Raw genomic sequence first — 23,383 nt, 5'->3', positions numbered from 1 at the left:
GGCACCTGGAACGGACCCGATACCGGTGAGCACATAAGCCCTCGTTTCCTCAGGTGAATCGTTCCTGGAACACCCTTATGTGTGAAGCGGGGGCCGACGGGTCCTCCGCCCGCGCGTACGAAAACTACGTTCGTCGCCGGAGGTGACCGAACGATGACGATGTGTGCGATCGAGCCTTCGACGGGCCACTCGGACACCGGGCACGCGGACACGGAGCACGGGTCCCGTACGGAGGGAGAGGGCGAGGGCGGTACGGAACACGGGGACGGGAGACCCGCGCCGGGCTGCGTCCTCACCGCCGACGGTTCCTACGCCGCGCGCCTCGCCCCCGTCGACGGCTCCCTGGTCCCGGAGCGCTGGACCCTGGACGGCCCCGAGCCCTACGCGGTACCGCTGCCCGGCGGCCGGCCCGAGGAGCCCGGGGCCGAGGTGCAGCCCCTGGGCGACGGGCGGGTCCTCGTCCACCGGCCTGCGGACGGGCCGCACGACGGGAGGCGCTACGAGAAGCACACCTTCTCCCTCCTGTACCCGGCCGGCCCCGGGACCGGCGAGCTGTCGCTCGGCGCGATCGCGTGCCCGGACGAGGGGACCCGGTTGCGGCTGCTGCCGCCCGCCCCGTGCGGGCGGCGGGCGTACGCCGTGGCGGTGGGCCCGCGGTCGACGGCCCTGTGGCTGGTGGCGGGCGGCGCCTCCGGGCCCGAACGCGTGGCCGAGATCCCGGGCCGCTGCTCGGGCGGGGTGTGGCTGGACCGCACCGGCCGGATGCTGGCCCTGGACCGGGAGACCGGCGGGCGCACCAAGTCGGTCGTGGTGGACCTGGGCCGCGGGGGCGAGGTGTCGCCCCTGCTGCAGCTCGCCCCGGAGAGCGACGACCGGGTCCTGCTCGCCGACCCGGACAGCGGGCTGCTGCTGATCCGCTCGGACGCGCCCTCACCCGGCCGGGCCCGGTTGGGCTGGGGGGTGCTGGGCAGCACACTGCCGGTGCGCTTCCCGGAGTGCCTGCGGCTGCCGGACTGCACGGTCACGCCGTTCGCGATCCAGCCCGGCCAGGTGCTGGCGCCGGAGAGCTGTGCGGTGGCGCTGCGCATCAACAGCACGGACAGCACGGACGGCGTGGACGGCGCGCTCGGCAGCTGGGTCGGGGTGTGGCGGCCGGGGCTGCGGCAGATGCGCCACCTTCCGGCGCCCGAGGGGTGGTTGGCCGGAACCGGGCTGTGGACGGCGGACGGGGTGCTGCGGCTGCCCTGCGCCACACCGGCGGTGCCGTGCGCGGTGGCCCTGCTGTACCCGCCGGTCCCGGAGCCGCGGCGTGGGGAGAACGACCCGCACGCCCCGTCGGAGACGGAGCCCCCGGCGCCCGCGCCCGCGGTCGGCCCCGCGATGCGGACGACCGTCCCCGCGCCCCGCCCCGTCCCCCTGCAACAGGCGCCTCTGGCATCGCTTGTAACGAAGTAGCGGCGGTCGGCGTGGTCGCCTGGATACGCACCGTGGCCCGCCGGTTAGACTCACCCGGTTGCAGGAAAGATCAGTTTTACGGGGTGAGTTCCTTCCAATGAACGATGCCAGCACGAACCAGCCGCAGACCGCCGACGGCGGGCAGACCACTGCCGGACGGGGCAGGCACCGCGGACCGGTTTCCCAGCAGGACTCCACGGTGGCCCCCCGGGGCCGTCACCGCAGGCCCGCAGGGGAGAACGAGCAGTCGGGACAGGCTGCCTGACGGCATGTCAGGTTCCAGATGGATCGGCAACCGGCCCCGCCCGTCGCACGACGGGCGGGGCCGTTCCGCGTCCGGCAGGTCCCCTCGGCCGCGGGCCGGTTCAGAGGTGTTCGACAGTGATGTCGGTGGCGGGGATGCCCCCCAGATGGGGTCTCCCGGTTCTGGAACGCGTTCGGCCGAAGACGTGGGGGCGTGAAGCGGCGCATTCCGCCCGTTCGTCCTACGCTTCGTCCGTGAACGAGATGCCCCGGGACCACCGGCCCGCCACCTCCGTCCGGGTCCTGCTCGCGGAGGATCCCGGTACGAGGCACGGGGCGCTCGCCTTACTGCTCCGGATGGAGCAGGGCATCCAGGTCGTGGCCCAGGTGGCGGCGGGGGGCTCGGTCGTGGACACGGCGCTCACCCACCGCCCCGACGTCGCCCTCCTCGACCTCGGGTCGCCCGGTCCGAACGGCCCGGGTGGTCTGGACATCGCCGCCGCACTGCGCGACCAGGTGCCCGACTGCCGGGTGCTGATCCTCGCCACGGCAGGCGGGCCCGACCGGCTGCGGCGGGCCATGGCGGCGGGGGCCGCCGGTTTCCTCGTCAAGGACGGGTCGGTGCGGGAGCTGGCCTCCGCGATCCACCGGGTGCTGGCCGGGGAGACGGTGATCGATCCCGCCCTCGCCGCCGTGGCGGCGGCCGCCACCACCGCCACCGTCGACTCCACCGACTCCCCTGACAGCGTTTCGCCGCCACCGCTCACGGCCCACGGCTCCGCCCCGGTGCTGCCGTCATGCGTTCCGCTGGAACAGTGCCGTCCAGAGGAAGTCCTCCCCGAAGAGCGGTGAGTCCTCCGGCTCCTTCCGCATGCGGCGCAGTTCGATCCCGGTCAGGTCCGCGAAGATCCGGCGCAGCGACTCGTCCGTGTAGGCGAGCCCGCCCCGGAGGCCGCCCTGCCCCCGGTAGAACTCCGCGTCGGACAGCTCCGAGCCCATCGCGCCCGCCGCGAAGCAGGAGAGCGCGAACCGGCCGCCCGGGGCGAGGACCCGGTCGAGCAGCGCGAGGTAGCTGATCCGGCGGTGCGGGGGCAGGTGGTGGAAGCAGCCGGAGTCGTACACCAGGTCGTACGGCCCGGCGAGTTCCCCGCCGTCACGGGTGAGGGCGAAGGCGTCGCCGCGGTGGAACCGGACGCCGCGCGCACCCGTCTCGCGGGCCCGTTCCCGTGCCCAGCCGACGGCGGCCGGGGAGAGGTCGACCGCGTCGACCTCGAAGCCGTGCGCGGCCAGATACAGCGCGTTGCGGCCGGGGCCGCAGCCCACGTCCAGCGCCCGGCCCCCGGTGAGCAGGCCCCGCTCGACGTACGACACCAGGTTCTCGTCCGGCTTCGCCACGAAGAACGGCACCGGCCGGGAGCGGTCGGCGTAGAAGCCGTCCCACCAGTCGGCGCCCTGCCGCGTCCACCGGTCGGCCTCCGGTGCGAACAGGCCGTCCAGCAGGTCGAGTACGTCGTCCACGGTGCGTGTGCTCCGGTCCATCGGATCTCTTTCGAGGGAACCACCGGTTTCAGCCGGTGGGGGAATCGAATCCCTGGTGTACGTTTCTGGTGTCCCGCAAGGGATCGGTTCGGGCTGGACCGCAACCCTCGGGTTGAAAGCACCCTTCCTTCGGGAGGGGGAGCGGAGTCACCCGGGCCCCCTTCCGTATGCGGCGACCGTATCCGCAGGGGGCGTGAAGTCCCAGTTCAGCAGGGCTGGTTGGGGCTGCTATGAAGGCTCCGGTGGCCCCTGGGAGGGGCCGGTACGACCGGCGCCGAGGGGGCCGTTCGGGGCGGGGAGGAACACCCGCCCCGGCCCCCGCCGCGGGCCGTCACGGCGCCTCTCCGACCGGCCCGACGCCCACTTTCTCTCCCCCGCCGCTCCCTCAGCGCGCCGCCGTGGCTCTCCGGGGCAGCCAGAGCCACATCAGCACCATGCCGGCGGCCAGCACCACCGCCCCCGTGCGGAACGACAGGGCGTACCCCTCGGTCAGGGCCTCCGGGGTGGTGCTGCCTCCCGTACGGGTCGCCGCGATCGTCGACAGGACCGCCAGACCGAGCGAGCCGCCCATCGTGCGCGAGGTGTTGATCAGTCCGGAGACCAGGCCGGCCTCCTCGGGGGCCGCGCCGGAGGTCGCGAGCGCGGCGAGCGGGGTCCCGGCGAGCCCCCCGCCCAGCATCATCAGGATGCCGGGGAACATGATCGCCGTCAGATACGTCCCGTCGGCCGTCATGGTCGACTGCCAGGCGAAGCCGGTCATCGCGACGAAGGTGCCGAGCACGGCCACGGCGCGCGCCCCGGCCAGCCGCATCAGCCGGGGCGCGACCTTGGAACCGACGACCACGGCGAGCGAGCTCGGCACCAGGGCGAACCCGGCCGCGAGCGGGGTGTAGCCGAGGACGTTCTGCGCGTAGAGGGTCATGAAGAACCACATGGAGAACATCGCGGCGCCGCTCAGGAACATCGCCGCGTTCGCCGACGACACCGAGCGCACCCGGAACAGCCCCAGCGGCATCAGCGGGGCCTTGGCCCGCGCCTCGACGAGGAGGAACAGCGCGATGAGGGCGAGTCCGGCGAGCAGCGGTACCAGGGTGGGCGTCGCCGTCCAGCCCTCGGCCTCGGTCTGGGAGATGCCGTAGGCGAGGGTGCCGAGGCCGGCCGTCACGAGCAGCGCGCCGGGCAGGTCGAGCCGCCGTCCGTCCCCGGCCCGGCCCTCCGCCAGCCACCAGGCGGCTCCGGCCAGCAGCACCACCCCGATCGGCACGTTGATCAGCAGGACCCACCGCCAGGACAGCGTGTCCGTGAGCGCCCCGCCGACGAAGCCGCCGGCCGCGCCACCGCCCGCCCCGACGGCGGTCCAGGTCGCGATGGCGCGGGCGCGGGCGGCGCCCTCGGAGACCGCCGAGGTGACGATGGTCAGGGTGGAGGGCGCCAGGACGGCCGCCCCGAGCCCCTGCACCGCCCGCGCCAGCAGCAGCTGCCAGCCGTCCTGGGCCAGCCCGCCGACCAGTGAGGCCAGCGTGAACAGGCCGAGGCCGAGGAGGAACATCCGCTTGCGTCCGTAGAGGTCACCGGCGCGTCCGCCGAGCAGCATGAAACCGGCGAAGGCGATGGCGTACGCGTTCACCACCCACTGCAGGCCCTGCCCGCTGAGCCCGAGGCCGGCCCGCATCGACGGCAGCGCGACGTTGACCACAGAGATGTCGAGCACGACGAGGAACTGCCCGGCACACGCGAGCGCCACCGCCAGCCATGGAGGAGGCGTGCTGCGACGGGGTGTGCGGGTGACGGTGGTGTCCGGGACTTCGAGCATGGACGTCATGGTCTCAACCGGCGAGCACCCCTTGCATCGGGAATTCGCCGGGGTGGGTCCTGGTCCTTCCGACCTAAGCCGTCCCGGGGACGGCGGCAGGGGCCCCCGTCGGGCCGTCCCCGACGGGTACGGCAGCATGGGCACCCCAGACACGTACGACCCCGGACGCGCACCATCAGACGCGTACCACCGAGAGGACGCCGGAACCGATGCCGACGCCGAACCCCCCGGCACCCCAGCCCGAGATCCTGGCCGCGTTCGAGGCGGCGAAGGGCTTCATGCCCGCGGACGAGGGCCTGGCCCTGTACGCGGCGGCGGCCGAGGCGGGACGGCTGGGTCTGCCCCTGCTGGAGGTCGGCGCCTACTGCGGCCGCTCCACGATCCTGCTCGCCGATGCCGCCCGCGCGGCCGGGGTCACCGCGCTCACCGTGGACCACCACCGGGGCAGCGAGGAGCAGCAGCCGGGCTGGGAGTACCACGACCCGGAGACGGTCGATCCCGAGCTGGGGGTGATGGACACCCTCCCCACCTTCCGCCGCACGCTCCACCGGGCGGGCCTGGAGGACCACGTGGTCGCCCTGATCGGCCGCTCCCCGGTGATCGCGGCCCTGTGGAACTCCCCCCTCGCCCTGGTCTTCGTCGACGGCGGCCACACCGACGAACACGCCACGGCCGACTACGAGGGCTGGGCCCCGCACGTCGCCGAGGGCGGCCTGCTCGTCATCCACGACGTCTTTCCCGACCCGGTCGACGAGTTCACCGGTCAGGCCCCCCACCGCGTCCACCTCCGCGCCCTGGCCTCCGGCGCCTTCACGGAGGTCTCGGCCACGGGCTCACTGCGCGTCCTGCGCCGTACCGGGCACGGGATCTGAGGCGCGGAGGCTCAGCGGCCGCCCCACGGCGACGATGGCGGTGCGCGGCGGCCGCTAGGGTGGCCGGGTGTCGTACACCGGACCCGGCTTCGAACCGCCCCCCGCCCGCCGCTCCCGGAGCAGGCTCCTGACCGTGGCGCTGGCCGCGCTCGTGCCGGGGGCGTTGCTCGGGTGGGCCGTCTACGCGATCGTGGGCGGTTCGGGGGACGACAAGGGCGGCGGGAGCGCTGCCGCGGGGGCGTCGGGGTCCGCGGGGTCCTCGGCGTCGGCTTCGTCGCGTGCGCCGTCCTCCGCCGGCGGCTCGGCGTCGGGCGAGTCCGGCGACCCGGACGGCGGGAAGCCGGGCGGCTCCGCCGCTTCCGGCTCCCCCTCCGATCGCGCCTCCTCGTCCGCGTCCGCCGGGTCCGGGCCGCTCAAGGGGAAGGTCGTCGTCATCGACCCCGGGCACAATCCGGGCAACTTCCGGCACACCGCCGAGATCAACCGCCAGGTGGACATCGGGACGAACTCCAAGGAGTGCGACACCACCGGCACGTCCACGAACGCCGGTTACGCCGAGGCGAAGTTCACCCTGGACGTCGCCCACCGGATGCGTGCACTCCTCGAGGAGCAGGGCGCCGCGGTGAAGCTGACCCAGGACGCCGACCGGCCGTTCGGGCCGTGCATCGACGAGCGGGCCGAGATCGGCAACAAGGCGAAGGCCGATGCCGTCGTGTCGATCCACGCGGACGGTTCGGGCGTCGGGAACCGCGGCTTCCATGTGATCCTCCCCGGCTCCGTGCACTCCGGCGCTGCGGACACCCGGGCGATCGTCGGCCCCTCCCGTGAACTCGGTGAACGCATCGCGGGCAACTTCGTACGCGTCACCGGCAACGCGCCCTCCAATTACGTGGGCGACGGCACCGGTCTCGTCACGCGTAAGGACTTGGGCGGTCTCAATCTGTCAACGGTTCCCAAGGTGTTCGTCGAGTGCGGCAACATGCGCGATAGCAAGGACGCGGCACTTCTGACCAGCGGTGCCTGGCGGCAGAAAGCGGCGCAGGGAATCTCTGAGGGAATCGTGAGTTTCCTGCGCGGGTAGGGATCAGCGCGCTGATCCAGGCGGACAGCCCGATCGTGCGGACGATAGTGTCGTTCCCACGATGAGGGGTCACCCCCGCGCTTCACACCGGGCCCCGAGGGCGAGGTGGTGACAGCGACGCCTCTACCGACGACGAGACGACCCAGAAGGACCTGAAGTGAATATCCGCTCCCTCACTCGAGGCGACGGCGTGGTGATCGGAGCAGCGGTATTGCTGTTCATCGCGTCGTTCCTCGACACGTTCGGCGGCGACGAAGGCGACATCCCCAATGCCTGGGACAACCTGGGTCTGGTGATGAGCCTGTACATCGCCGGCATCGCCGGTGCCGCTCTCATCGTCATGGCCCGTGTGCTGCCCCAGCCGCCGAAGGTCGCCGGTCTTGACCTGGGTCAGTTCGGCGTGGCTCTGACGATCTTCGCCGCGTGGACGTCTTTCTGGACGATCATCGACCCGTTGGGGGCGTTCGATGATGTCCTCTCCGGTCTCGGCGGCAGGGAGCCCGAAGCCGGCGCAGGCCTGATCCTCGGCCTGATCGCCGCCCTGCTCCTGGCCGCGGCCGCCGTCGCCACCCCCCTGGTCCCCGCCCTCAAGGGTGCCCTCATTCCGGCGCCCCGTCCCGCCGCCCCGCAGCCCTACGGCGCCCAGCCGCCCGCCGGTTACGGCTACCCGGGTGCGCAGCAGGCCGGTTTCGGCGGCCCGCCGCAGTCCGGCCAGCCCGGTCAGTCGTTCGGCGGTCAGCAGCCCGGCCAGCCGGCCGCGCCGCCCGTCGCCGACTTCTCGCCGTTCTGGTTCGCCGTCCCGGTGCCCCGGCCGCTGTTCCCGGAGGACGGTTCGCAGACGCCGATCGCCGAACTGGCCCCCGGTACCTGGTACCTGGCCGTCGAACAGCGCGGAGCGGCCCTCGTCGCCCAGACGCAGGACGGCCGCCGCGGCGTGCTCCAGGACACCTCCGGCATCCAGCGCGGCTGACCCCGCTCCATGCCGTACGGCCCCTCGCCCTGCCGGGCGGGGGGCCGTTGTCGTGCAGCTGAATTCCCGCGGAATTCCCGGTGTTGACCGTCGTCCGGGTTTGCATCGGGATTCCGGGGCCAGACGGACATCATGTCCCCTCGAAATCGCACGGGTTCCACTTCCGCGGGGACGGTCGTCGCGGTGATCGCGGACATCATGGCCGTCATTCTCGGACTGTGGATTCTGATGTACCTGTTGGACGCCAACCGGGCCAACGACCTGGTGCAGTTCGTCCATGACGCGGCCTCCTGGCTGGCCGGCTGGTCGCGTGACCTGTTCACGTTCGACGCGGAGTGGGCGCGGGTGGTCGCCGGATACGGACTGGCCGCGGTCGTCTACCTGTTCATCGGCCACGCCATCGCCGACCGCCTCCACCGGCGCTGATCCACACCCCCACGCCCCTCCGACCCACGACCCGGCCACCGCCCGAGCGGCCGGTCGCGTGACCGGGGGGTCTGGGGGTGTCCCCCGGAGAACACAGCACGTTCGACGCGGAGTGGGCGCGGGTGGGCGCCGGATACGGACCGGCCGCGGTCGTCCACCTGTTCATCGGCCACGCCATCGCCGACCGCCTCCACCGGCGCTGACCGGACCTCCCCGGCCCCTTCTCCGCGCTTGAGCCTCTCAGACCAGAGCGCAGCAGTCCGGGTCGAGGCCTCGGGGGAGGCGGTCGCCGCCGAACACCGCGCAGGTGGCCTCGTGGCCGCCGAGCGCGGCGACGGCCAGCAACAGCGAGCCGGCCGTCCAGGTGGTCAGCTCGACCGGCCAGACCGCCTCGTCGTCGAAGACGTACCCCGTCCAGTACAGGCCGCTCTCCGGATCGCGCAGGTGCTGGATGGACTGGAGGATCTCCAGCGCCCAGTCGGACTCGCCCGTCGCCCACAGGGCCAGGGCGAGTTCGGCCGACTCCCCGCCGGTCACCCACGGGTTGGGGATCACGCAGCGCACCCCGAGTCCGGGGACGACGAAACGGTCCCAGCCCTCCGCGATCCGGGCCTTGGCCTCCGTGTCGGTGAGGGCGCCGCCCAGTACGGGGTAGTACCAGTCCATCGAGTAGCGGTTCTTGTCGAGGAACCGCTCCGGGTGGTGCCGGATCGCGTGCCGGAGCGCGCCCGCCGCCAACTCCCAGTCCGGCTGCGGCTCTTCCCGCTGCTCGGCGATGGCCAGCGCACAGCGCAGCGCGTGGTGGACGGAGGAGCAGCCGGTGAGCAGCGCGTCGGTGGTGGGCGTGCCGTCGTCGTCGCGCCGCCAGCCGATCTGCCCGCCGGGCTGCTGCAGTTTCAGCACGTACTCCACCGCCGCGTACACGGTGGGCCACAGGCGGTCCAGGAAGGTGTCGTCGCCGGTGGAGAGGTAGTGGTGCCAGACGCCGACGGCGATGTAGGCGACGAAGTTGGTCTCCCGGCCCCGGTCGGTGACGTCGAGCGGGTCGCCGTCGGCGTACGCCGCGTACCAGGAGCCGTCCGCCAACTGGTGCCTGGCCAGCCACAGGTAGGCCCGCTCGGCGGCCTCGTGGGCGCCCGCGGCGTCCAGCGCCATGGCGGCCTCGACGTGGTCCCACGGGTCGAGGTGGTGTCCGCGGAACCACGGGATCGCCCCGTCCTCACGCTGCACGGCGAGGATGCCCGCGACGGTCGCGGCGGCCTGCCCGGCGGTGAGGACCCCGGGCAGGACGAGGTGTTCTGTCCGGGAAGTGGTCACTTGGCCGCCGCCACGGTCTCGGTGCCCGCCCCCGTGTCGGCATCGGCGCCTGACCCGGCCTCGGTGCGCGGCAGATGCGGTTTGGTCGCGTACGCCACGAAGCTCTTGCCCATCACCGGGTTCAGGGTCCGCTCCGCGATGCGGGTCGCCAGCGGCTTCTTCATGATGTCCCAGACCAGCAGCTTGTGGTACGCCCGCACCGGCAGCGCCTTGTCGTTGTCCACGCCGAAGGCGCACTTCAGCCACCAGTACGGCGAGTGCAGCGCGTGCGCGTGGTGGGTGCCGTAGGGGCGCAGGCCGGCCTCGCGCATCCTGGCCAGCAGTTCGTCGGCCTTGTAGATGCGGATGTGGCCGCCCTCGACCTCGTGGTAGGCGTCGGACAGGGTCCAGCACACCTTCTCGGGCCCGTAGCGCGGGACGGTGACCGCGATGCGGCCGCCGGGCCTGAGCACGCGGACCATCTCGGCGAGGACGCCCTTGTCGTCGGGGATGTGCTCCATCACCTCGGAGATGATCACGACGTCGAAGGACGCGTCGGGGAAGGGCAGCGCGAGGGCGTCGCCCTCCATCGCCGTGGCGGTGGCCCCGGCGGGCACCTCCCCGGCCTCCTTCATCGCCGCGAACCACTTGGCGACCTCGCGGATCTCCTCGCCGTTCTGGTCCAGTGCCACGACCCGCGCCCCGCGCCGGTAGCACTCGAACGCGTGCCGGCCGGCTCCGCACCCGAGGTCCAGGACACGGTCGCCCGGGGCGAGCGGGAACCGGGAGAAGTCGACGGTCAGCACGTGGCCCTGCTTTCGCGGTGGGAGGTGACGGGTTCTTCTACGACGAGCGCCGGGGCCGCCACGGGACCGGCGACGACGGGACCGGCGCCCGCGGTCGCCGCGGCCTCTGCGGTCCCCGCGCCGGCCATCGCCTCGCGGTAACGGGCCACCGTGCCCTCGGCCGCGCGGGCCCAGGTGAAGTGCCGCAGCACCCGCTCCCGGCCGGCCGCGCCGAGCCGCGCGCGCAGTTCGGGGTCGCCGAGCAGTCGGTTCAGTCCGGCGGCCAGCGCGCCCGCGTCGCCGGGCGGGACGGCCAGGCAGGTCTCACCGTCGCGGCCGGCCACCTCCGGGATCGCGCCGCCGGTCGTGGCGAGCAGCGGCGTGCCCGTGGCCATGGCCTCGGCGGCCGGGAGCGAGAAGCCCTCGTACAGCGACGGCACGCAGGCGACCTGGGCGGAGCGCACGAGGTCGACCAGTTCCGCGTCCGAGATGCCCTTGACGAACTCGACGGCGCCCTCGAGCCCGTAGCGCTCCACCGCGTCGGCGACGGGCCCCTTGGCGGGGCGCTTGCCGACCACGACGAGGTGGGCCTCGGGCTGCTCGACGCGGACCTTCGCCAGTGCCTCGACGAGGAAGACCAGGCCCTTGAGCGGCACGTCCGCACTGGACGTGGTCACGATCCGGCCCGGCACGACGGGCACCGAGGCGTCCGGCGAGAACAGGTCGGTGTCGGCGCCGATGTGGACGACGTGGATCCGGTCCTGCCGTACGCCCAGGTGGTCGACGATCTCGTCGCGGGAGGTGCCGGAGACGGTGAGCACGGAGGGCAGCCGGCGGGCCACCCGCTTCTGCATCCTGGTGAAGGCGTACCAGCGGCGCACCGAGGCGCGGCGCCGTCTGCTCCCGGCGGCGTCCAGCTCCAGCTGCCGGTCGACGGTGATGGGGTGGTGGATCGTGGTCACCAGGGGTGCGCCGAGGTCGCCGAGCAGGCCGTAGCCGAGCGTCTGGTTGTCGTGCACGACGTCGAAGTCGCCGCGCCGGTCCCGCAGATGGCGGCGGGCCCGCAGGGAGAAGGTCAGCGGTTCGGGGAAGCCGCCGGTCCACATCGTGCCGACCTCGAGCGCGTCGATCCAGTCGCGGTACTCGCCGCGGCCCGGGGTGCGGAAGGGGTCGGGCTGGCGGTAGAGGTCGAGGCTGGGCAGCTCGGTGAGGCTCAGTCCGTCGTGGCCCTCGTCGAGGACGGGGTAGGGCTGGGCGCCGATGACCTCGACCTGGTGCCCGAGGCGGACGAGTTCGCGGGAGAGGTGGCGTACGTAGACGCCCTGTCCGCCGCAGAACGGGTTCCCCTTGTAGGTGAGGAGTGCGATGCGGAGCGGTCGCATGCCGTCGGCGGCGGCGGAGGGACCCCGCGAGGGCCCGGCCTGACTGGCCTCAGCGGTCACCCTGGGCCCCCTTCTCCCTGCACGGTCCCGCGACTCTACGTCGGGACGTTAACCTGGAACAAGTTTCAGAGTTGATCGTTCCGCGGCTCCGAATCTACCGGCAGGTAGGGACGCCGGAAGCAGTGGATCAGGTGATTCACGCCACGACGGGACGCGTGCCATGCTGTCCGATCACCACCCCTCACCGACGGTCACGGAACGGGGCCCATGCCCACGGAAGCCCACACCGAGAAGGCGGCCGAGGCGGCGACGCCGCCCAAGCCGAACAAGGCCGGCAGGACCGCCAGGACCTCCAGGACCGACAAGTCCGGCGAGGCGGACAAGGCGGCGCTCATGGACGCCGGTGCCACCGGAGCCTCCCCCACCTCACCCCTGACCGAGCGGCAGGAGGCGCGCAGGCGCCGCATCCTGGACGCGAGCGCCCGGCTGGCCGGCCGGGGCGGCTTCGACGCGGTGCAGATGCGGGAGGTCGCGGAGTCCTCACAGGTGGCGCTGGGCACGCTGTACCGCTACTTCCCGTCCAAGATCCACCTGCTGGTGGCCACGATGCAGGACCAGCTGGAGCGCATGCACCGCACCCTGCGGAAGAAGCCCCCGGCGGGCGACACGGCCGCGGAACGGGTCACCGGGACCCTGATGCTGGCCTTCCGCGCGCTCCAGCGCGAGCCGCAGCTGGCCGACGCGATGGTGCGCGCGCTGACCTTCGCGGACCGCAGCGTGAGCCCGGAGGTCGACCAGGTCTCCCGCCGGACGACGATGATCATCCTGGACGCCATGGACCTCGGGGAGCCCACACCGGACCAGCTCGCCGCGGTCCGCGTCATCGAGCACACCTGGCACTCGGCCCTGATCACCTGGCTGTCGGGGCGCGCCTCGATCGCCCAGGTCAGGATCGACATCGAGACGGCGTGCCGACTGATCGACCGGACGGCACCGAAGGATGGAGCGCCGTGAAGTCGAAACGTTCGACGCCCTTCCGTCAGCCGCCGCGTGCCGCTCTCACTCCCCTGACCGGTCACCCTTCGGCCGTCCATGGACCGATTGCGCGTGAACGGTTGACCGACGGGGCGGGCCGGTCCATGGCGACGTGACCTCGGCCGCCTCGGTTCACGCCACTTCCGACCACTTTCTTACGTACGGGTAGAGTGACGGCGTCGTCATCACCCGTACGGGGGAAAGCCGGTGCAATTCCGGCGCTGACCCGCAACCGTGAGCCGTCCCCCGGGACGGCGAGCCGGAACGCCCCGGACGGTTCGTGACCGGCTCACGCGCCCGGCGGCCCGCCGGGGCGCGGCACCGTCGAGGTTTACGGAGCCGAGCCGCCGGGATGTCCCGTGCTGCCTGGCTCCCCAGTGGGAAAGAGGCATCCGCCGATCATGAACGTCCGTAGCAGCGCAGCGGTTCTGGCCGCCGTCGCCGTGATCGGTGCCGCCGTACCGGCCGCCGCCGACTCGTCCCCGTCCCCCTCACCGTCCCAACAGCCCCTGCCCGCCGCCCTGTACGGCGACGGCGATCCGCAGTACGACGGCGTGTGGCGGCAGTCGCTCGCCCTGCTCGCCCAGCACACGGTGGGCGTCGAGCCGCCGAAGTCGTCCGTCGACTGGCTGGCGGGGCAGCAGTGCGCCGACGGCTCGTTCGCCCCGTACCGTGCGGACACCGGCACGGCGTGCGACGCCACGACCATGGTCGACACCAACCAGACCGCCGCCGCCGTCCAGGCCCTCGCCGCCCTCGGCGGGCACGACGCCGTCGTCGGCAAGGCCGTCGACTGGCTGAAGTCCGTGCAGAACGAGGACGGCGGCTGGGGCTACATGGCGGGCGGGGACAGCGACGCCAACTCCACCTCCGTGGTCATCGGCGCGCTCACCGCGACGGGCGAGAAGCCGGCCGAGGCGGTCAAGGACGGCAAGTCCCCCTACGACGCCCTGCTGAAGCTGGCGCTGCCGTGCGACGACGAGGGTGACGGCGCGGGCGCGTTCGCCTTCCAGCCGGGCAAGAAGGGCGAACTGGTCGCCAATACCGACGCCACGGCGGCGGGCGTGGCCGGCTCCCTCGGCGCGGGCCTGGTGGTCGAACCCGGCAAGGGCGAGTCGGCGGACGCCGGTTGCGAGAAGGCGGACACGCCCGAGCAGGCCGCCGCCAACGGCGCCGCCCACCTCGCCGGCGTACTCGCCGGGGACGACCACCTCGTCTCCGCCCTCCCCGGCTCCGAGGACCAGCCCGACTACGGCAACACCGCCGACGCGGTGGTCGCGCTCGCCGCGCAGGGCGCCACCGGGCAGGCCGCGAAGTCCGCGGCCTGGCTGGCGGAGAACGCCGCCGACTGGGCCGCCCAGAGCGGCCCCGCCGCCTACGCCCAGCTGATCTTCGCCGCCCACGCGACCGGCACCGACCCGCGCGCCTTCGGCGGCACCGACCTGGTGAAGCAGCTCTCGGCGACCGGGCCGGCCGCCGGGGAGTCCTCGCGGACGGCGAACGACGACAAGGCCGGACAGGACGAGAAGGCCGCGAAGGCCGCGTCGGACTCCGGGTCCGGCCTCCGGTGGACCCTCTCGATCGTCGGTGTCTGCCTCGTCGCCGCTGTCGGCGCCGTCTTCCTGCTGCGCGGCCGGAGCCGGAAGCAGCAGTCGTGATCCGCCGGGCCACCGTGCTGTTCCTGGCCGCGCTCCTGCCGCTGCTGGCGGGCGTGGGCCAGGCGCAGGCCGCCGGCTACCGGTACTGGTCGTTCTGGGACCTGGACGGCGACGCGTGGACGTACGCCACCCAGGGGCCCTCGACGGCCCGTCCCGCCGACGGCGACGTCCAGGGTTTCCGGTTCGCCGTCAGCGAGGACTCCGCCGACGCGACGCGGCCCCGGGGCGCCGCCGACTTCGCCGCGATCTGCGCGAAGACCCCGGCGAAGGACGGTGAGAAGCGGGTGGCCCTGGTCATCGACTTCGGTATCGCCGCCGACGCCCCGTCCGGCGAGACTCCGCCGGACGGCCGCACCGCCTGCGCCCGGGTCCCCTCGGACGCCACGACGGCCGAGGCCCTGGCCTCCGTCGCCAAGCCCCTGCGCTACGACAGCAACGCCCTGCTGTGCGCGATCGCGGGCTATCCGGAGAAGGGCTGCGGGGAGCAGGTGTCGGGCGGCAGCGCACCGGCGCCCGGGAAGCCCGAGAAGTCGGAGGGGGAGGACGGCGCGAAGTCCTCGGCGCCGACGGCGTCTTCGTCCTCCTCGGAGGGCGACGGCGGCCCCTCGCTCGGTCTGGTCGCCGGGATCGCCGTGGTGGCGTTGCTGGGGGCGGCGGCGGTCTGGCAGGTACGCCGTCGTGGCTAGCGGCGCCCGACCACGGGGGCGCACCGGCACCGGCACCGGACGTCCGGTGCCGCCGGGCGCCCCCGCCTCGCGCCGCCGGCAGGGCAGTGCCCTGCATCCCGGTGCCTGGTGGCTGTGGGCCCTGGCCCTCGGTGTCGCCGCCACCCGTACCACCAACCCGCTGCTGCTCGCCCTCCTCGTCACCGTCTCCGCGTACGTCGTGGCCACCCGCCGCCCGAACGCGCCCTGGGCCCGCTCCTACGGCGCGTTCGTCAAGCTGGCGCTCCTCGTGCTCGCCGTCCGCCTGCTCTTCGCGATCGTCCTCGGCTCCCCCGTACCCGGCACGCGTGTGCTGGTCGATCTGCCCGAGGTCCCGCTCCCCGACTGGGCGCAGGGCATCCGCCTGGGCGGCGAGGTCACGGCCGAGGCCCTCACGTTCGCCCTGTACGACGGCCTGAAACTGGCCACGCTGCTCATCTGCGTCGGTGCCGCGAACGCCCTCGCCAACCCCTCCCGTCTGCTGAAGTCCCTGCCCGGCGCCCTGTACGAGATGGGGGTGGCCGTCGTCGTGGCGCTGACGTTCGCGCCGAACCTGATCGCGGACGTCCAGCGGCTGCGCGCCGCCCGCCGGCTGCGGGGCCGTCCCGACCGGGGTGTCCGGGGGCTGCTGCAGGTCGGACTGCCGGTCCTGGAGGGCGCGTTGGAGCGTTCGGTCGCGCTCGCCGCCGCGATGGACGCCCGCGGTTACGGCCGCAGCGCGCAGGTCCCGGCCGGGATCCGCCGCACCACCGCCGCCCTCACCCTCGGCGGGCTGCTCGGCGTCTGCACCGGAACGTACGGACTGCTCACCGCCGAGGGCGCCGTCCACGGCCTGCCCGTGCTCCTGGCCGGTCTCGCCGCCGCGCTCGCGGGCCTGTGGCTGGGCGGCCGGCGTTCCCTGCGCACCCGTTACCGCCCGGACCGCTGGGACGCCCGCGCCTGGCTGGTCACCGGCTCCGGCGCGGCGGTCGCGGCGCTGCTGGCGCTCGCCGCCGCGCGTGATCCGGCGGCCCTGCACCCCGGTGTGGTGCCGCTGGTCGCGCCCACGCTCCCCCTGTGGCCGGCGGCGGCCGTACTGATCGGCCTGCTCCCCGCCTTCGTCACACCCGCCCCCGAGGACACCGGCAAGGAGCCGTCGTGATCCGCTTCGAGAACGTCTCCGTGACGTACGACGGCCTGCCCGAACCCTCCGTGCGGGGCGTCGACTTCGAGGTGCCGGAGGGTGAACTCGTCCTGCTCGCCGGCCCGTCGGGGGTCGGCAAGTCCACCGTGCTGGGCGCGGTCAGCGGCCTCGTACCGCACTTCACCGGCGGCACTCTGCACGGCAGGGTCACGGTGGCCGGCCGCGACACCCGCACCCACAAGCCGCGCGAACTCGCCGACGTCGTGGGCACGGTGGGCCAGGACCCGCTGTCCCATTTCGTGACGGACGTCGTCGAGGACGAACTCGCCTACGGCATGGAGTCGTTGGGTCTGCCTCCGGAGGTGATGCGGCGCCGCGTCGAGGAGACCCTGGACCTGCTGGGCCTGGCCGGCCTGCGCGGGCGTCCCCTCTCGACGCTCTCCGGCGGCCAGCAGCAGCGGGTCGCCATCGGCTCGGTGCTCACCCCGCACCCGCGGGTGCTGGTCCTGGACGAACCGACGTCCGCGCTGGACCCCGCGGCGGCCGAGGAGGTCCTCGCGGTCCTCCAGCGCCTGGTCCACGACCTCGGCACCACCGTCCTCATGGCCGAGCACCGGCTGGAACGCGTCATCCAGTACGCCGACCGGGTGGCGCTGCTGCCGGGGCGGGGCGAGCCCCCGCTGCTCGGCACACCGGCGGAGGTGATGGCCGTCTCCCCGGTGTTCCCGCCGGTGGTGGCGCTGGGCCGGCTCGCGGAGTGGTCCCCGCTGCCGCTGACCGTGCGGGACGCGCGCCGTCGGGCGGCCGGGCTGCGGGAGCGGCTGGCCGGGGCCGCGGCGCAGCAGGAGCCCGCACGGAAGGCTCCGGCTCCCGTGCCCTCCGGCCGGCGCCTGTTCACACGCACCAGGGCCGACGCCTCGGCGCCCGCCCCCGTGGCGGAAGCCCGCTCCCTCGCCGTCCGCCGCGGCCGTGTCCAGGCCCTGCGCCACATCGACCTGACGGTCGCCCCCGGCGAGACGGTCGCCCTGATGGGCCGCAACGGCGCCGGGAAGTCGACGCTGCTCGGCGCGCTGGTCGGTCTGGTCGAACCCTCCGCCGGCTCGGTCCGCACCGGTGACGCCGTGCCCCACCGCCTCCGCCCCCGCGACCTGGTCCGCCGGGTGGGGCTCGTCCCGCAGGAGCCGCGCGACCTGCTGTACGCGGACACGGTCGGCGCGGAGTGCGCCGCCGCGGACCGGGACGCGGAGGCGGAGGCGGGCACCTGCCGCGCCCTGCTGTCGGAGCTGCTCCCCGGGGTCGCGGACGACACGCACCCCCGTGACCTGTCCGAGGGCCAGCGCCTCACCCTCGCCCTGGCCGTCGTCCTCACCGCCCGCCCGCCCCTGCTCCTGCTCGACGAGCCGACCCGCGGCCTGGACTACGCGGCGAAGGCCCGCCTGGTCGCCGTGCTGCGGGGGCTGGCCGCCGAGGGCCACGCCATCGTCCTGGCCACGCACGACGTGGAACTGGCGGCGGAACTCGCCCACCGGGTGGTCCTGCTCGCCGAGGGCGAGGTCATCGCCGACGGGCCGGCGGCCGAGGTGGTCGTCGCGTCCCCGTCCTTCGCCCCCCAGGTGGCGAAGATCCTGGCCCCGCAGCAGTGGCTCACGGTCTCCCAGGTACGGGCGGCCCTGTCATGACCCCCGCACGCACCCCGACCACCGGCACCGTCACCGGCGCGCAGCGCCAGGTGCGGGCCGTCCGCCTGGGACCGCGGTCGCTGCTGGCGCTGGCCCTGGTGAGCGCGGTGGGCGTGGCCGCCTTCGGCTGGCCCTTCCTGGCCCCGCCCGCCTCCACCCTCAACGCCCACGCGCAGGACGCGCCGTGGCTCTTCGCGGGGCTGCTGGTGCTGCTGGTCGCGGTGGTGGCGGCGACGATCTCGGAGTCGGGCCTCGGCCCGAAGGCGGTCGCGATGCTGGGCGTCCTGGCGGCGACGGGCGCGGCCCTGCGCCCCATCGGCGCGGGGACGGCCGGTCTGGAACCCATGTTCTTCCTGATGGTGCTGAGCGGCCGGGTCCTCGGCCCCGGCTTCGGCTTCGTGCTCGGCTCGGTGACGATGTTCGCGTCCGCGCTGCTCACGGGCGGGGTCGGCCCGTGGCTCCCGTTCCAGATGCTGGCGATGGGCTGGTTCACGATGGGCGCGGGCCTGCTCCCGGGCCCGGACCGCCTCCGGGGCCGCGCGGAGCTGTGGATGCTCGCCGCCTACGGCTTTCTGGCGGCCTTCGCCTACGGCACGGTGATGAACATGGCGGGCTGGCCCTTCATGGCCGCCCTCGCCTCGAACATCTCCTTCGACCCGGACGCGTCGGTCCCCGCCAACCTGGCCCGCTTCGTGGCGTACTGCCTGGCCACGTCCCTCGGCTGGGACCTGGGCCGGGCCCTGCTCACCGTCGTCCTGGCCCTGACCCTGGGCGCCCCGGTCCTCCGCGCCCTGCGCCGCGCCACCCGCCGGGCCGCTTTCGAGACGCCGGTCACTTTCACGGGGCATCCCTGAGTAATCGCCCCGCACGCCCACGGTGACGACGACGGCCCGCCACGGTGAACCACCCCACATGGCCCGGATCACATACGAAGCGGCCTCGTAGCCCTCGGCCCGCCCCCGCCCCCCTCCCCCACCCGCCCCGACCTGCGCGCACACCTGCGGACCACATTCCGGCAATGCACGCGAAATGCGACCAAGGCTAGTAAACACGGGCATTGCGTAACGAACCCTCGGGCTGTTTCTGTGGAGCAGTCGCCAGGCGCCGACGTGCCCCCACGGGCCGCGGCGCCGACGCATGCCTCACCCCGCACCCCCTGTGGTCCGGGACCGGGCCCACGGCGACCGCCCTGCACCCGAAGAAAGGCCCCACGTGTCCGCCGCTTCCATCCTCCGCGCCGTCGCCACTCCGAAGAAGGCCCTCGCCGGTGCCGCTCTCGCCGCCGCGGCCTGCGGCACGCTGATCGCCGCCACCCCCGCGCAGGCGGCCCCCACGGCCACGGGCTCGGCCCAGGCGACCGCGCAGCAGATCGTCGGCGACCCCGCGCAGTACCAGTGCTTCTCGAACATCGTCCAGCGCGAGAGCGGCTGGAACCACACCGCCACCAACGCCTCCAGCGGCGCCTACGGCCTGGTCCAGGCCCTGCCCGCCACCAAGATGGCCTCGGCCGGCTCCGACTGGAAGACCAACCCCGCCACCCAGATCCAGTGGGGCCTCAGCTACATGAACGAGCGCTACGGCAGCCCCTGCGCCGCCTGGGACTTCTGGCAGTCCAACAACTGGTACTGACCCACCCGGCACCAGCCCCCCCCTGCACCACCCGCACCACCCCCGCATACCGAAGGCGGCGGCCCCCCGATCCCCGGGGCCGCCGCCTTCGCCGTGTTCACGCCGATACCTGACAGCGCCGGGAGAGTCGGCGTGCCGAGGACGAGATGGTGGAGGGCGGCCCGGCCGTCGGCCCGGTCAGGCGCGTTCCTTCTCCGGTCGCTCCGGGCTTTCCGACCGCTCCGGGCTCGCCGCCTGGTGCGGTACCGCCGGGGCGTCCTCGGGCCCGGGTGCCGGGGGCGTGGTCGTGCGGGCGCGGGGGCCCTGGAAGAGGTGGGTCAGGCCGAAGCCGGCGGCGACGACGAGCGCGCCGCCGGCCGCGTCCAGGATCCAGTGGTTACCGGTGGCGACGATCGCGGCGGCCGTGAACAGGGGGTGCAGCAGGCCGAGTGCCTTCATCCACGGCTTCGGGGCGATGAGCGCGATGACCACGCCGCACCACAGGGACCAGCCGAAGTGCAGGGACGGCATCGCCGCGTACTGGTTGGTGAGGGCGGTGAGGGTGCCGTAGTCCGGCTGGGAGAAGTCCTGGACGCCGTGCACGGTGTCGATGATCCCGAGGTTCGGCATCAGGCGCGGCGGGGCCAGCGGGTAGAGCCAGAAACCGAGCAGGGCCAGCAGGGTGGCGAAGCCCAGGCTCGCGCGGGCCCAGCGGTAGTCGACCGGGCGGCGCCAGTACAGCAGGCCGAGGACCGTGAGCGGGACGAGGAAGTGGAACGACGTGTAGTAGAAGTCGAAGAAGTGCCGCAGCCAGCCGATCTCCACGACGGCGTGGTTGACCGCGTGCTCGATGTCCAGGTGGAGCACGCGCTCCAGGTCGAGGATCTGCTGGGCGTGCTCCTCCGCGCGCTCCCTGCCGCCGGTCGCCGCGAGCCGCACCTTGGAGTAGGCGGCGTAGGTGACCCGGATCAGCAGCAGTTCCAGCAGCAGGTTGGGGCGGCTCAGGACCCGGCGCAGGAACGGCAGCAGCGGGACGTAGCGGAAGCGGGCCGGCACGGGCGGGGCGTACCGGGTCGGGACGGGTGAGTCGTAGTACGGCGAGGTGCGCGACAGGAACGGGATCACCGTGGCGGCGGCGAGCGCGGTGAGCAGCACCGCGTTGTCGCGGACGGGGTGGAGGACCGCCAGGTTCGGCAGGATCATCTGGGCGGGCAGCGTCATCACCAGGACGACGGCCACCGGCCACAGCAGCCGGTCGCCGGCGCGTCTGCCGACGGTGCCGACGAGGGCGAGCAGCACCCACAGCAGCTGGTGCTGCCACGCGGTCGGGGCGACGGCGATGGCGGCGCAGCCGGTGATCGCGACCGCGAGCAGCAACTGGCCGTCGTGGGCGTAGCGGACGGCGCGGCGCAGGCCGAGCGCCGCGACGGCCGCGCCGAGCAGCAGGAAGAGCCCGATCTCGAGGGGGCCTTCGAGGCCGAGGCGGAGCAGGGCGCCGTGCAGGGACTGGTTGGCGAGGTCGTCGGCCCGGCCGCCGAGGCCCACCCCCGCCATGTGGTGCACCCAGTAGGTGTACGCGTCCTGCGGCATCGCGGCCCAGGCGAGCGCGGTGCCCGCGGCGAAGGCGACGCCGGAGGCCGCGGCGGCCCGGCGGCGGCCGGTGAACCACAGCAGCGGGGCGAAGAGCAGCAGGGTGGGCTGGAGGGCGGCGGCGACACCGATCAGCGCCCCGCCGGTCCGCTGTCCGTGGGCGACGAAGCAGCCGAGCAGGACGAGCAGGACGGGGATGACGCTGGTCTGGCCGAGCCACAGCGTGTTGCGCACGGGCAGCGACAGCATGAGCAGGCTGACCGCGACCGGTGCGGCCAGCAGGGCCGTGCGCCGGCCGACCGGGTGGGGCAGGGCACGGACGGCGACCAGACCGAGGGCGACGACCAGCAGCAGTGTGCCGAAGGTCCAGCCCCAGCCCAGGGCCTGCTCGGCGGATCTGCTGAGCGGTTTGAGGACGAGCCCGCCGAAGGGGGTGCCGGTGAAGCGGGTCGACTCGTAGAGCGAGCCGCTGACCCGCAGCACCCCGTCGTGCCCGAACCAGGTCTCGAGGTCCGTGAGCCGCTCCCCGCGCGGGGTGGTCAGGACGGCGGTGACCTGTCGTACGGCCAGGACGGCGGCGAGCAGCCACAGTCCGAGGCGCACCGTGTGCAGACGTGTCCGGGCACCGTCGACGGTCGTGGCTCCGAACGTCTCCGCCGGTCGCCCCCTGTGTTCCGCGTTCGCCACGCCTCGTCGGCCTCCCGCCCCATTGGTCCCGCACGTCCCGCGCGTGGGGGTACCTCCGCAAACCTTATGAGGCTCGCGCCGCCCCCGGAAGGAGACGCAGGCAACCCCCGCTTCACCTGATGTCCGTCCTGCTTTGGTCCTGCCTTCGGTCAGGCTTCGGTCCGGAAGGCGATGGACGGCCGGGGGCCGGGTTGCCCGCAGGGACGCGAGAGGGGTCACATGGGAGGGTCGGTGGCGTCGGCCTCACCGGCCGGACGGAGAAACCAGATAAGCCAGATAAGCCGGAGAAACCAGAGAAACCAGAGAAAGAGGAGAGGTACAGGGGAATGGGCGAATCGCAGCTCTGGCACGCGGTGGACGACTACTTCGCCGCCCGTCTCGCACCCGACGACGAGGCTCTGGCGGCCGCCCTGCGGGACAGCGAGGCCGCAGGGCTCCCGCCCATCGCCGTCGCCCCCAACCAGGGCAAGCTGCTCCAGCTCCTCGCCCGGACGCAGGATGCCCGGTACATCCTGGAGATCGGCACCCTCGGCGGCTACAGCACCATCTGGCTGGCCCGCGCCCTCCCGGCCGACGGGCGGCTGATCACGCTGGAGTACGAGCCGCGCCACGCCGAGGTCGCCACCCGCAACATCGGCCGCGCGGGCCTGGACCGGCTCGTCGAGGTGCGGGTGGGCCCGGCACTGGAGTCGCTGCCCCGGCTGGCCGACGAGAACCCTCCCCCGTTCGACCTGGTCTTCATCGACGCCGACAAGGTCAACAACCCGCACTACCTGGAGTGGGCCCTGAGGCTCACCCGTACGGGCAGCCTGATCGTCCTCGACAACGTCGTCCGGGGCGGCCGGGTGATCGACGCGGACAGCACCGCGCCGGACGTGCTGGGCACCCGCGCCGCCCTCGACCTGATCGCCGACCACCCGCGGCTGACCGGTACGGCGGTCCAGACGGTCGGCGGCAAGGGCTACGACGGCTTCGCGCTGGCGCGGGTGCTGGAGTGAGCCGGTGGGCCCTCGCGGTGCCCGCCGGCCTCACACCTCGTGGTAGAAGCCCACGTTGACGCTGCGCGGGGCGGCGCGGTCCAGGATGACGACCTCGCCGTTGCCGCCCCGGGGCAGCGCGACGCTGCCACCGTAGGCGACCGGGTGGACCTGTTCGCCGACGGTCAGCCGGACCTCGGAGGACGGCTCGGGCAGCGAGCCGCGCAGCCAGCTCAGATACCAGGTGCCGTCCTGGGCGCACTGGAACTCCAGATGGACCCGGGACACGAACAGCCAGTCGTCCGGGGTGGAGAGCCGGCACACCGACCTGTCCCGCCCCACCCGCAGCACGGCGCCCGGCTCGCTCGGCGCTTCGGCCATGAGCATGCCGGCCGTGGCCCCCGATTCCTCCGCGGACACGGCGGCCATGGTGAGTTCGAGCACGTGCGCTCCTCCTGAG

Annotated in this window: 22 protein-coding genes and 1 riboswitch; of the genes, 15 read left to right on the top strand and 7 right to left on the bottom strand. The window is 73.6% G+C overall.

Annotated features, from left to right (window positions below):
- Window positions 1-153: 153 nt before the first annotated feature.
- A complete protein-coding gene (locus ACTWJ9_RS23790) occupies window positions 154-1,455 on the top strand; it encodes a hypothetical protein (protein ID WP_387036745.1) in 1,302 nt (433 codons plus the stop codon).
- Between the two features lie 507 nt (window positions 1,456-1,962).
- Entirely contained in the window at window positions 1,963-2,550 is a 588-nt protein-coding gene (locus ACTWJ9_RS23785) for a response regulator (protein ID WP_279338076.1), read from the top strand.
- On the opposite strand, the gene ACTWJ9_RS23780 is transcribed toward ACTWJ9_RS23785, so the two are convergent.
- Both ACTWJ9_RS23780 and ACTWJ9_RS23775 read right to left on the bottom strand, forming a co-directional pair.
- Entirely contained in the window at window positions 2,494-3,237 is a 744-nt protein-coding gene (locus ACTWJ9_RS23780) for a class I SAM-dependent methyltransferase (protein WP_279336290.1), read from the bottom strand. The genes ACTWJ9_RS23785 and ACTWJ9_RS23780 overlap by 57 nt on opposite strands.
- 385 nt (window positions 3,238-3,622) lie before the next feature.
- Window positions 3,623-5,059: an MFS transporter gene (locus tag ACTWJ9_RS23775; RefSeq protein ID WP_387037725.1), complete on the bottom strand. Its 1,437-nt coding sequence runs from the start codon at window positions 5,057-5,059 to the stop codon at window positions 3,623-3,625.
- A 200-nt stretch (window positions 5,060-5,259) separates the two neighbouring features.
- Here ACTWJ9_RS23775 and ACTWJ9_RS23770 point away from each other — a divergent pair, with 200 nt between their 5' ends.
- From ACTWJ9_RS23770 to ACTWJ9_RS23750, 5 genes are all read left to right on the top strand, one after another.
- Window positions 5,260-5,922 carry a class I SAM-dependent methyltransferase gene (locus ACTWJ9_RS23770; protein ID WP_387037727.1) on the top strand — a complete coding sequence of 221 codons (663 nt, stop codon included), beginning with the start codon at window positions 5,260-5,262 and terminating at the stop codon, window positions 5,920-5,922.
- Between the two features lie 67 nt (window positions 5,923-5,989).
- On the top strand, window positions 5,990-7,003 hold the full coding sequence (locus ACTWJ9_RS23765) for an N-acetylmuramoyl-L-alanine amidase (RefSeq protein WP_387037729.1): 1,014 nt from the start codon (window positions 5,990-5,992) through the stop codon (window positions 7,001-7,003).
- 157 nt (window positions 7,004-7,160) lie between these two features.
- The gene (locus tag ACTWJ9_RS23760) at window positions 7,161-7,973 is read left to right on the top strand and encodes a hypothetical protein (RefSeq protein ID WP_443294750.1); all 813 of its coding nucleotides are present in this window, start codon (window positions 7,161-7,163) and stop codon (window positions 7,971-7,973) included.
- A gap of 132 nt (window positions 7,974-8,105) precedes the next feature.
- Window positions 8,106-8,399 carry a hypothetical protein gene (locus ACTWJ9_RS23755; protein WP_279336285.1) on the top strand — a complete coding sequence of 98 codons (294 nt, stop codon included), beginning with the start codon at window positions 8,106-8,108 and terminating at the stop codon, window positions 8,397-8,399.
- A 77-nt stretch (window positions 8,400-8,476) separates the two neighbouring features.
- On the top strand, window positions 8,477-8,602 hold the full coding sequence (locus ACTWJ9_RS23750; RefSeq protein ID WP_279338172.1) for a hypothetical protein: 126 nt from the start codon (window positions 8,477-8,479) through the stop codon (window positions 8,600-8,602).
- 37 nt (window positions 8,603-8,639) lie between these two features.
- Here the strand turns inward: ACTWJ9_RS23750 and ACTWJ9_RS23745 are convergent, their stop codons facing one another.
- From ACTWJ9_RS23745 to ACTWJ9_RS23735, 3 genes are read right to left on the bottom strand one after another with little or no spacing between them, the layout of a single operon-like run.
- Window positions 8,640-9,716: a prenyltransferase gene (locus ACTWJ9_RS23745; RefSeq protein ID WP_279336284.1), complete on the bottom strand. Its 1,077-nt coding sequence runs from the start codon at window positions 9,714-9,716 to the stop codon at window positions 8,640-8,642.
- On the bottom strand, window positions 9,713-10,501 hold the full coding sequence (locus ACTWJ9_RS23740; protein WP_279336283.1) for a class I SAM-dependent methyltransferase: 789 nt from the start codon (window positions 10,499-10,501) through the stop codon (window positions 9,713-9,715). The genes ACTWJ9_RS23745 and ACTWJ9_RS23740 overlap by 4 nt, the downstream gene beginning before the upstream one ends.
- Window positions 10,495-11,922 (bottom strand): glycosyltransferase family 4 protein, encoded by a 1,428-nt coding sequence (locus ACTWJ9_RS23735; RefSeq protein ID WP_279336282.1) that lies wholly within the window; start codon window positions 11,920-11,922, stop codon window positions 10,495-10,497. The genes ACTWJ9_RS23740 and ACTWJ9_RS23735 overlap by 7 nt, the downstream gene beginning before the upstream one ends.
- A gap of 333 nt (window positions 11,923-12,255) precedes the next feature.
- Here ACTWJ9_RS23735 and ACTWJ9_RS23730 point away from each other — a divergent pair, with 333 nt between their 5' ends.
- The 7 genes from ACTWJ9_RS23730 (at window position 12,256) to ACTWJ9_RS23700 (ending at window position 19,690) form a co-directional block, all read left to right on the top strand.
- On the top strand, window positions 12,256-12,876 hold the full coding sequence (locus ACTWJ9_RS23730; protein WP_279338075.1) for a TetR family transcriptional regulator: 621 nt from the start codon (window positions 12,256-12,258) through the stop codon (window positions 12,874-12,876).
- A gap of 202 nt (window positions 12,877-13,078) precedes the next feature.
- Window positions 13,079-13,175, top strand: a riboswitch (adenosylcobalamin-variant (AdoCbl-variant) riboswitch).
- Window positions 13,176-13,298: 123 nt separating this feature from the next.
- Complete coding sequence (locus ACTWJ9_RS23725) at window positions 13,299-14,555, top strand: prenyltransferase/squalene oxidase repeat-containing protein (protein ID WP_388701966.1); 1,257 nt, start codon at window positions 13,299-13,301, stop codon at window positions 14,553-14,555.
- Entirely contained in the window at window positions 14,552-15,241 is a 690-nt protein-coding gene (locus tag ACTWJ9_RS23720) for an SCO2322 family protein (RefSeq protein ID WP_279336279.1), read from the top strand. Before ACTWJ9_RS23725 ends, ACTWJ9_RS23720 begins: the two co-directional genes overlap by 4 nt.
- Window positions 15,234-16,400: an energy-coupling factor transporter transmembrane component T gene (locus tag ACTWJ9_RS23715; protein ID WP_443294749.1), complete on the top strand. Its 1,167-nt coding sequence runs from the start codon at window positions 15,234-15,236 to the stop codon at window positions 16,398-16,400. The genes ACTWJ9_RS23720 and ACTWJ9_RS23715 overlap by 8 nt, the downstream gene beginning before the upstream one ends.
- Window positions 16,397-18,061 (top strand): ABC transporter ATP-binding protein, encoded by a 1,665-nt coding sequence (locus tag ACTWJ9_RS23710; protein ID WP_279336278.1) that lies wholly within the window; start codon window positions 16,397-16,399, stop codon window positions 18,059-18,061. Before ACTWJ9_RS23715 ends, ACTWJ9_RS23710 begins: the two co-directional genes overlap by 4 nt.
- Window positions 18,058-18,915: an ECF transporter S component gene (locus ACTWJ9_RS23705; RefSeq protein ID WP_279336277.1), complete on the top strand. Its 858-nt coding sequence runs from the start codon at window positions 18,058-18,060 to the stop codon at window positions 18,913-18,915. The genes ACTWJ9_RS23710 and ACTWJ9_RS23705 overlap by 4 nt, the downstream gene beginning before the upstream one ends.
- Window positions 18,916-19,273: 358 nt before the next feature.
- A complete protein-coding gene (locus ACTWJ9_RS23700) occupies window positions 19,274-19,690 on the top strand; it encodes a transglycosylase SLT domain-containing protein (protein WP_279336276.1) in 417 nt (138 codons plus the stop codon).
- A 177-nt stretch (window positions 19,691-19,867) separates the two neighbouring features.
- Here the strand turns inward: ACTWJ9_RS23700 and ACTWJ9_RS23695 are convergent, their stop codons facing one another.
- Window positions 19,868-21,946, bottom strand: a complete 2,079-nt coding sequence (locus tag ACTWJ9_RS23695; protein ID WP_443294747.1) for a bifunctional glycosyltransferase 87/phosphatase PAP2 family protein — start codon at window positions 21,944-21,946, stop codon at window positions 19,868-19,870.
- A 326-nt stretch (window positions 21,947-22,272) separates the two neighbouring features.
- Here ACTWJ9_RS23695 and ACTWJ9_RS23690 point away from each other — a divergent pair, with 326 nt between their 5' ends.
- On the top strand, window positions 22,273-22,944 hold the full coding sequence (locus ACTWJ9_RS23690; protein ID WP_443294746.1) for an O-methyltransferase: 672 nt from the start codon (window positions 22,273-22,275) through the stop codon (window positions 22,942-22,944).
- A 30-nt stretch (window positions 22,945-22,974) separates the two neighbouring features.
- Here ACTWJ9_RS23690 and ACTWJ9_RS23685 read toward each other — a convergent pair whose 3' ends face one another.
- Entirely contained in the window at window positions 22,975-23,367 is a 393-nt protein-coding gene (locus ACTWJ9_RS23685; protein WP_279336273.1) for a hypothetical protein, read from the bottom strand.
- Window positions 23,368-23,383: the final 16 nt, after the last annotated feature.

Origin of the sequence: Streptomyces sp. GDS52 (assembly GCF_052246875.1) — a bacterium.
Taxonomy (GTDB): domain Bacteria; phylum Actinomycetota; class Actinomycetes; order Streptomycetales; family Streptomycetaceae; genus Streptomyces; species Streptomyces cathayae.
The sequence above is the reverse complement of the archived record's forward strand: the minus strand, read 5'-3'. Positions and strand labels throughout refer to the sequence as shown.